This window comes from Flavicella sp. (assembly GCF_029238425.1).
GTDB lineage: Bacteria > Bacteroidota > Bacteroidia > Flavobacteriales > Flavobacteriaceae > Flavicella.
This window is the reverse complement of record NZ_JAQWGB010000089.1, coordinates 1-9,712: the sequence shown is the minus strand read 5'-3', so window position 1 is coordinate 9,712 and position 9,712 is coordinate 1. Positions and strand designations below refer to the sequence as shown.

The window sequence follows — 9,712 nt, the reverse complement described above, 5'->3', positions numbered from 1 at the left end:
GATTGCAATGGTGTTGGGTATTTATTGCATATATCCTTAAATACATTTAGTGCCTTACCAGCAGATGAATCCATCACTATATATACGCACCTTTCTATCAAAGAAGATGCGCATACTTTGTTTGGTTTTGTCACTAGATTGGAGAGAGAAATTTTTAGGTTGCTTATTTCTGTATCGGGAGTAGGGCCTAGCATTGCCAGAACCATGTTGTCTTCTATGACTTCAGAAGAAATTCAACAGGCGATCGCTTCCTCTAATGTCGCATTGATTCAATCGGTAAAAGGAATAGGAGCTAAAACAGCACAAAGACTTATTTTAGACCTTAAAGATAAGGTTGTTAAAACTTTTGATTTGGATGAAAATGAGCTTCCTGCGCACAATACTAATAAAGAAGAAGCGTTATCTGCTTTAGAAGTACTTGGATTTGCGCGAAAAATTTCGGAAAAAGTATTAGACCGAATACTAAAAGAAGACAACTCATTGTCTGTCGAAGCATTAATTAAAAAAGCATTGAAAAGTTTCTAACCAAACTTGAGAAGACTTTTACAAAAATATAAGGGGGTAATTTTGTTGTGTTGTACCGTGCTTTTATGCGCTACAATGTCAGCACAGATTGCGCCTGTCGTAGAGTCAGATTCTATTCCGCCTAAAAAAGAGACGGGAGATAGCATGTTCCTAAAGCTGCCTACCAATAAAGAAGTGATTTATGATGCAGCGAGTAAACGTTATATCATAAAAGAAACTGTTGGAGGAGTTGAGGTGACCACACCTTTGTTTATGTCTACTTCTGAATACAAAGAGTATCGTTTGAACCAAGACATACAATCTTATTATAAAGATAAGATTAGTGCTTTGAATAGCGACAAAGAAGGTAGTGAAGAGGCGCAGAAAAATTTGTTGCCTACTTATTATGTAAACTCTAGTTTGTTCAAAACTATTTTTGGTGGAAACGCTATTGAAGTAAATACGCAAGGGTCTATTGATGTGAGAATGGGGGTTTTGTATCAGAATATTGAAAACCCGCAATTGTCTGAGGAAAATAGAAGTAATACCACTTTTGATTTTGATCAACAGGTAACGGCAAGTATCGGGGCAAAGATTGGGGAACGCTTAAAAGTTACCGCCAACTACGATACAAAATCTACTTTCGATTTTCAGAATTTGGTGAAAGTTGAATTTTTGCCAACCATGCAAAATGGTTTTGAATCTGAAAATGCTGATGATATTGTTAGAAAGATAGAATTGGGTAACGTGAGTATGGATGTTAGTAATAACTTGATCACGGGTTCTCAAAGTTTGTTTGGTATCAAATCGGAATTGCAATTTGGAAAAACAACCATTACGTCAGTTTTTTCTGAGCAAAAATCAGAAACAAAAACGGTTACCGCCAAAGGAGGTTCTTCATTGAATGAATTTGAGTTGCAAACAACGCAGTATGCAGCCAATAAATATTTCTTTTTATCACACTATTTTAGAAATAACTATAATGATGCCTTAAAGAATTTTCCGATTATCAATAGTTCTGTAAATGTGATAAAAGTTGAGGTTTGGATTACCAATAGAGGTTCCGCAACGGAGGATGTTAGAAATATTGTTGCCTTGACAGATTTAGGGGAAAATGGTCGAGATTTTTATGACAACACTCTTTCCAATATTACCAATGCAGGGATTACAGAATTAACTCCTGAGTTGCCAGATAATGATGCCAATACCTTAAACTCAGTTCTAGTGGATGGTTCAGGTATTCGTGAGATTGGAACGGTAAGAAATGCATTGATCAATTCAGGAATGTTAAATCCAACCCAAGGATCGGATTATACCATTTTAGAAAACGCAAAAAAACTAAGTCTAAATGAATATTCGTTTCACCCGCAATTAGGGGTGTTGACCTTGAATAGAAACTTGACCGATGGGGATGTTTTGGCTATCGCTTTTCAATATTCTATTACAGGAGATGAACAGGTGTATCAAGTAGGTGAATTTTCTACAGATGGAATTGAATCTAACGATAATTTGGTGGTGAAAATGTTGCGTTCAGAAATCAAAGAACCTGGAAAAAGAATTTGGGATTTGATGATGAAGAACGTCTATTCTTTAGGCGCCTATCAGATGCAGTCTGAAGGGTTTTTATTAGAGCTTTTGTATAAAGATGATCAGACAGGGGTAGCAATTAACTCTTTACAAAATGCAGTATCAACCTATAATTCCAATGGGACAGAAGTTATTGTAAGCGATCGTACCTTATTGAACTTAATGAAACTGGATAGCTTGGATCAAAATAATTTCTTGAAACCTAAGGGGGATGGGTATTTTGATTATGTTGAAGGAATTACGGTGGACTCGGAGACGGGGAGCATTCATTTCCCAACCGTAGAGCCGTTTGGACGAGATTTGGAGTCTAAATTAACAGATGCAGCTGATGATCAATATTTGTTCAAAGAGTTGTACACCAATATTCAGGCGGTTGCACAGAACAATTATCAAACACGAGATAAGTATTTGATCAAAGGGTACTATAAGTCTGATGCTAGTAATGGTATTTCTTTGGGTGCGTTTAACGTTCCAAGAGGATCGGTTACCGTTACTTCTAATGGAATTGTATTGACGGAAGGTGCTGATTATGTAGTGGATTATTTAAGTGGTAGGGTGCAAATAATCAATCCGGCCATTGAAGCTTCTGGTGCACCGGTACAAGTGTCATTGGAGAATAACACCTTGTTTAATCAGCAAACCAAACGTTATGTGGGGATTGATGTAGAACATAAGTTCTCTGAGAAATTTCAAATGACAGGAACTTATTTGAATGTGAATGAACGTCCACTGACTCAAAAAACATCTTATGGTTCTGATCCAATTAATAATACCATGTTGGGGCTTACTTTTAACTATGATTCTGAAATCCCATGGTTGACTAAAATGGTAAATAAATTGCCTTTCCAAGATACGGATGTTCCATCTCAATTGACAGTTAGGGGAGATTTTGCATATATGTTGCCTGGGACACCAAGTGGAATTGATCAAGATGGGGAAGCGACCACTTATATAGATGACTTTGAAGGAGCACAAATTCCATTGAGTATCATGGATGAAAATTCATGGAAAATTGCAAGTAAACCCTTAAACTTTACAGAGGGTAGTGTGACTTATGATTTTGGACCCGATAGCGAAGATCCTTCTTTGGAATATGGAGAGAAAAGAGCCGATATGGCTTGGTATTCTATTGATAGATTGTTTTATGGGAATTCTTCTTTGACTCCTGGTAATATTGATAACGATGAACTTTCTAGGAATGAGGTAAGTAGGGTTGATTATAATGAGATTTTCCCCGCAACAGATTTAGATTTTACACAATCCACAACGCTTTCCACGTTTGATTTGTCTTATTTCCCAAAGGAGAGAGGTAGTTACAACTACGATATCACGAACTTGGATATTGATGGAAGTTTGGCAAATCCTGAGGATAGATGGGCTGGAATTACTAGAGCTTTAACAACAACGGATTTTGAAAGAGCGAATGTTGAATACATTCAGTTTTGGATGCAAGATCCTTATCAAGGTTATTCAATAAATGCAGAAGAAGGAGGAGGAGTGGCACCAATTGAAGAAGGAGAATTGTTTTTCAACCTTGGGAATATCTCTGAGGATGTATTGAAAGATAGCAGGAAAGTTTATGAAAATGGATTGCCAGGTGCTGGAGAGGTTGACAATACAGATGAGACCGTTTGGTCTAAGATACCTACAAACAACACCTTTTTATATGCCTTTACTGAATTGGATGAAGACAGGGTATTGCAAGATGTTGGTCTAGATGGTTTTAATGATGCAGGTGAAACACGTTATCCCAATACGGGTTCAACGGATAGGTCTACAGATAATTACCACTTTTTTAGAGGAAGTGATTATGATGCGCAAAATGCATCTGTTATCACCAGATATAAAGATTACAATAAAACAGAAGGAAATTCTCCAACGGCTAATTTAAGTACCGAATCCTATCCTACATCGGCCACGGCAGTTGCAGATGCCGAAGATATCAACAAGGATCAGACGATGAATACCATCAATGCATATTATCAATACAAAGTATCATTGAATGCATCGGACTTGGTTTTAGGACGAAACAATATTGTAGATGTAAAAAGAACCAAAAGGGAAACACCTGACGGTTTGGAAAAGGATGTTACTTGGTATCAGTTTAGAATTCCAATTAGTGGAGGAGTTCCAATCAACGGTATTTCTGATTTTAACTCCATTCGTTTTATGCGTATGTTCTTAACTAAGTTCAAATCTCCTGTTGTGCTGAGGTTTGGTCAGTTACAATTGGTAAGAGGTGATTGGAGACGTTACGAGAAAAATGTGCACGGTGGAGTTCAAGTTCCTGATGATGATTTAGATGAAAATGAGTTGAATAATTTCACCACAGGGGTTGTGAATATTGAGGAGAATGCAAGTAGACAGCCTATTCCGTATGTATTACCTCCAGGAATTCAGAGAGAGCAATTGCAAGGGAGTACTAGGTTGCAGTTTCAGAATGAACAATCATTATCGGTCAAAATAAAGGACTTACCATCTGGTGAAGCACGTACGGTATTTAAGAATATGATTTCTGATCTGAGAATGTATAAAAGATTGAAAATGTTTGTACATGCGGAAGGTATTGGAACTGATTTGGAAGACGACAAGATGATGGCCATCATGCGTTTGGGATCGGATTTAAATGATAACTTTTATCAGATTGAAGTGCCTTTAAAAGCAACGTTATTTAGTCAGTCGACAAGTGAAGAGGTCTGGCCTGCCGAGAATAATTTTGAAGTAGACTTAGAAAGTCTTGGTTTGTTAAAGGTAGAACGATATGCCGATGAAAGTTCGCCAAGTGCAACTGAATTATATCCATTGCCTGTGGATGGTGAAGAAATTAAATATAGAATACGAGTCAAAGGAAATCCAAACTTGGCTAATATTAAAACCATGATGATGGGGGTGCAGAATATTTCTAATGTTCAACAAAGTGCTGAAATCTGGTTTAATGAATTGCGTGTCGCTGGTTTTGATAATGAAGGTGGATGGGCCTCTGTGGTAAGCGCCAATGCTAATTTTGCTGATTTGGCGGATGTTGCCCTAACAGGTAGTATTTCTACCATTGGTTTTGGTGGAGTAGAAGAACGTGTGAACGAAAGAAGTCAGGAAGATGTAAAGCAATATGGTGTTTCTACCAATGTAAACGTTGGGAAATTAATGCCAAAAGAATGGGGAATTAAAATTCCTTTGAGTTATTCTATTTCTGAGGAGTTTAAAGATCCGAAATACGATCCTCAATTTCAGGATGTGAAATTTGAAGATGCTAAAGATATCAATCAAAATAGCAGCAGTGCTAGAGATTATACCAAAAGACACAGTATCAGTTTGATCAACGTTAGAAAGGAACGTGTTGGAGAATTGAAAAAGAAACCAAAGCCTTATGATGTTGAGAATTTTTCTGTTTCTTATAGCTATAATGAGGAAAATCATAGAGATTATAATATTCAAAAACACATAGTGCAGGATGTAAAAACATCGGCTAATTATGCCTATAATATTCCATCGATGCCTATTGAGCCGTTTAAGAACTCAAAATCTTTAGATAATAAATATTTCAGAATTATTAAGGATATCAACTTCAATTTACTGCCATCAACCATTGGTGTGAATAGCAATATTACAAGGAGTTATAACGAACAGGCCTCAAGAAATTTGGTTTCCGGAGGCGCTTTGCCAACTTTGCAACAAAGAAATTTCTTGTTTGACTGGGATTATAATATTGGATACAACTTAAGTAAGAATCTAAAGTTTAATTTGAGGGCAGCAAACAATCATATTTATGATGCTTTCGAAAATACGGATGATGCTGAAAACGTCCAGTTATTTTCTAATTTCTTTAATCTTGGTCGTGCCAACAATTACAGTCAAAAATTTGATGCCAATTATCAAATTCCAATTAACAAACTACCTTACTTAGGTTTTGTTACTGCGGATTATAGTTATACTGCGGATTTTAATTGGCAAGCAGGTTCTCAGTCTTTTCAATACGAAATTGGTAATGCGATTCAGAATGCCAATACCCATACCATTTCTTCTAATTTAAACATGACCAAATTTTATAAAGATATTGATTTGAAGAGCTTGTTTACACCAAGTTCAAAGAAATCTAAAAAGAAGAAAAAATCTAAAAAAGACGACGGAGCTCCAAAGTTTGCAACCCCATCTGCTCCGAGGAGAATTGGTAAGAAGAAGAAAGTTTCTACCGGTGAAAAAGTATTGAATGTTGCCTATGATTTGGTAACAATGATCAAAACAGGTAGAATAAGTTACGCAGATAATAATGGTATGTATTTGCCAGGGTATAAGGAATCAGTTGGCTTTTTAGGGCAAACTAGAAGTGGAGGTGGAAGTATGGCACCTACATTTGGTTTTGTTTTTGGAGATCAACGTGATATTAGGCAATTGGCCTTGCAACAAGATTGGTTGACAACAAGAAACGTGAATATAAATGGCGTGGAAGATGAAAACTATTATTCTAAAACTTATACAAATACACATTACGATAAGCTAGATTGGTCATTATCGGTAAAGCCAATAAAAGATTTGGATATCAATATCAATGCAAATAGAATTACCACCAGAAATAAATCGCAACAAATTGATGCGGTATTAGATTATGGAAATGGAACTGTCGAATCTGGTTTTGATAGAAGGTTTGAATATACTCAGCTTACGGAAACGAGTAATTTTAGTATGACTTATAGTATGTTTAAAACTTCCTTTGATGGCAATGGAGATGAAACATTCCAACAGTTTTTAAATAATAGGGCTACAATACAAGAAAGACTTGCAAATGAAAGTGGATTGGATCAGACCAAATATGGCTTGAATACCCAAGATGTGCTGCTGCCATCTTTTACTTCTGCTTATTCAGGAGGGAGTGCTGAAACCGAAAAATTAAGTCCGTTTAGAAATATGCCTATACCAAATTGGCGTTTGAGTTATAAAGGCTTTATGCGTGTCAAATGGTTTAAGAAAAACTTTTCAAGCTTTATTGTAACTCATGCTTACAAATCGTCTTATACGATAGCCAATATGAGTAACAATGCACAATACATTGAAAATGGTGGAGTGCCACCAACGGATATCAATGGTAATTATTTATCTAAAGTGGTAATTTCTACCATAGCAATTAATGATGGTTTTTCTCCGCTTGTAAAAGTGGATATGAGGTTTAAAAACAGTTTATCTTTTAGAGGAGAGGTAAATAAAGATAGAACCTTAGCGTTAAGTTTTAACAACAACTCTTTGTCTGATATTAGAGGTACAGAATATGTGTTTGGTTTAGGGTATATATTAAAAGATCTTAAATTAAAAGGAGCATCGGGTAGAAGAAAGGCGATCAAAGGAGATTTAAATATGAAGGCAGATGTCTCATATCGACAAAACTTGACAACGATTCGTTCTATAGATACGCAAAACACGCAGATTACAGGAGGTCAGAATTTATTCTCATTAAAACTATCAGCAGATTATAATTTAAATAAAAACTTAATAGCTACCTTCTATTACGATCAATCTGCCACTAGATATGCAATTTCTACATCGTTCCCAAGGCAATCGATAAGCAGTGGAATTAGTATTACGTATAACTTAGGAAACTAAAGAAGTGATTTCTCTGTTTGAAGTTTTTATCGGACTATATTTTATTTATAGAAGAACATAATATTTTATACTTTTGCTGTTCACATATTTTAAAAATAATATTTAAAAAACATAACGATGAATTTACCTGAAAACTTAAAATATACAAAGGATCATGAATGGATTCAGATTGATGGAGATGTCTTAACAATTGGAATTACAGATTTCGCTCAAAGTGAATTAGGTGATATTGTTTATGTAGATGTTGATACTTTGGATGATACCGTAGAAGCAAATGAAGTGTTTGGTTCTGTAGAAGCTGTGAAAACAGTATCTGATTTGTTTATGCCGATGACAGGTGAAGTTATTGAGTTTAATGAAGGTTTGGAAGATGCTCCTGAATTAGTGAACTCTGATCCTTATGGTGAAGGTTGGATGATTAAAGTAAAAGCAAGTGATGTAACACAAATAGACGATTTATTAGATGCTAGCGCTTATAAAGAACTTGTACAAGGCTAATGCCGTATCAATTGCAGTTTCTTTAACAGCGATAGTGGCTTATTTAAGCCTGTCTAAAATTAGTTCTATTACTCCTGTTATTAAAATTGATAATGTAGATAAATACCAACATTCGTTAGCCTATTTTGGTTTGACGCTGAGTTGGCTTTTTGCAGCGCAAAAAATAAAAACAAAACCATCCTTTAAATTTTGGATGGTTTTCTTCGTTTTTCTGTTTGGTGTATTGATGGAGATTCTGCAACAAGAGTTGACCACCTATAGAACAGCTGATTTTTTTGATGTTTTGGCAAATACATCTGGAATAATCATTGCATATGTGTTTTTTCAAAAGGTAGTTTTCAGAAGGTTTAAAGATTTTTTGAAAGATTGATTTTAGACTTAAAGGGTAGGACTTTAAGAAATTGTAAAAAAAAAGAAGAAAACCATGTTAATTTATGGGCTTAGGTTTGCATAAGTCGTATTTAAATTATTAAATTAGCGAACTCATTAATTATTTCAACAAATGGAAGTAAAGAAAAATCCTAAAGCTGATCTCCAGAATTTCACAAAGTTGTTTATTCAACTTGGTTTGGTGTTAGCTCTATTTATTGTGTATGTTTCAATTGAACACAAGACTTATGACAGGGTGATTGCGGACTTAGGTACAGCGTCATTATCTGGTGAAGAAGAAGAAGAAATGGTAATTACATCGCGTCCTATACCGGTGAAACCACCACCACCACCACCACCACCACCTGCACCAGAAATTATTGAAATAGTTGAGGATAAAGAAGAAATTGAAGAAACAGTTTTAGAAACAACAGAAACCGACGAAGAAGAAGAGGTGATTGTTGAAGAAATTGTAGAAGAAGTAGAAGCTGAAGAAATTGTAGAGGATGTACCTTTTGCAATTATTGAAGATATTCCTGTTTTCCCTGGATGTGAAAAAGGAACTAAAGCGCAGAAGAAAGCATGTTTTTCTCAAAAGATTAGCAAGCATATCAATAGAAAATTTAATTCAAGTTTGGCATCTGATTTAGGATTGTCTGCAGGAAAGAAAAGAATTTTCGTAATGTTTAAAATTGACCAAACAGGTTCAATTACTGAGATTCAAGCAAGAGCACCACACCCTAGACTTCAGAAAGAAGCGGAAAGAGTTGTGAAGACTTTGCCTAAAATGACTCCAGGTAAACAAAGAGGTAGACCAGTAAGTGTTCGTTACTCTTTACCGATTTCATTCTTAGTAGAATAATTAAGATTTTATATATAAAAAAGGCTATCTGAAAAGATAGCCTTTTTTTTTGTTTTTATATTTTTTAAATAGTGGCATACTTCTTGAAATTCAAATTTAAAACCTTAAAATTGAATAATATGAGAACAGAAAAAAAAGAATCAGCCTACACGCAAAAACGATTTAATGAGAAGCTAGAAAGGAGCTCAAAGTTATTTACCCTATTAGGATTGGTAACTGCATTATTTGTAGTTTATGTTTTAATTGAGTACGAATCAAAACAAATTGAAGTTACGGTGATGGGAAATGCCGATTTAACAG

The 9,712-nt window shown here is 35.3% G+C and carries 5 protein-coding genes and 1 pseudogene; all 6 read left to right on the top strand.

The genetic code is table 11. The features are described 5' to 3' along the window. A partial coding sequence (gene ruvA, locus P8H68_RS06630) for a Holliday junction branch migration protein RuvA (RefSeq protein WP_300322689.1) occupies nt 1-525 on the top strand: 525 nt, incomplete at its 5' end. A 75-nt stretch (nt 526-600) separates the two neighbouring features. Continuing rightward, nucleotides 601-7,683 carry a cell surface protein SprA gene (gene sprA, locus P8H68_RS06625; RefSeq protein ID WP_300322687.1) on the top strand — a complete coding sequence of 2,361 codons (7,083 nt, stop codon included), beginning with the start codon at nt 601-603 and terminating at the stop codon, nt 7,681-7,683. Between the two features lie 117 nt (nt 7,684-7,800). Further along, nucleotides 7,801-8,181: a glycine cleavage system protein GcvH gene (gcvH, locus tag P8H68_RS06620; RefSeq protein ID WP_300322685.1), complete on the top strand. Its 381-nt coding sequence runs from the start codon at nt 7,801-7,803 to the stop codon at nt 8,179-8,181. Next, nucleotides 8,147-8,551, top strand: coding sequence for a VanZ family protein (locus P8H68_RS06615; protein ID WP_300322683.1), 405 nt, complete (start codon nt 8,147-8,149; stop codon nt 8,549-8,551). The genes gcvH and P8H68_RS06615 overlap by 35 nt, the downstream gene beginning before the upstream one ends. Before the next feature lie 132 nt (nt 8,552-8,683). After that, nucleotides 8,684-9,412, top strand: coding sequence for an energy transducer TonB (locus P8H68_RS06610; protein ID WP_300322681.1), 729 nt, complete (start codon nt 8,684-8,686; stop codon nt 9,410-9,412). 119 nt (nt 9,413-9,531) lie between these two features. Next, nucleotides 9,532-9,712 (top strand): annotated as a pseudogene (locus P8H68_RS06605) (hypothetical protein); the annotation flags it as partial.

Coding starts and splice junctions, on each gene's coding strand:
- sprA (WP_300322687.1), top strand. CDS start 601: ATGTCAGCACAGATTGCGCCTGTCGTAGAGTCAGATTCTATTCCGCCT.
- gcvH (WP_300322685.1), top strand. CDS start 7,801: ATGAATTTACCTGAAAACTTAAAATATACAAAGGATCATGAATGGATT.
- P8H68_RS06615 (WP_300322683.1), top strand. CDS start 8,147: ATGCTAGCGCTTATAAAGAACTTGTACAAGGCTAATGCCGTATCAATT.
- P8H68_RS06610 (WP_300322681.1), top strand. CDS start 8,684: ATGGAAGTAAAGAAAAATCCTAAAGCTGATCTCCAGAATTTCACAAAG.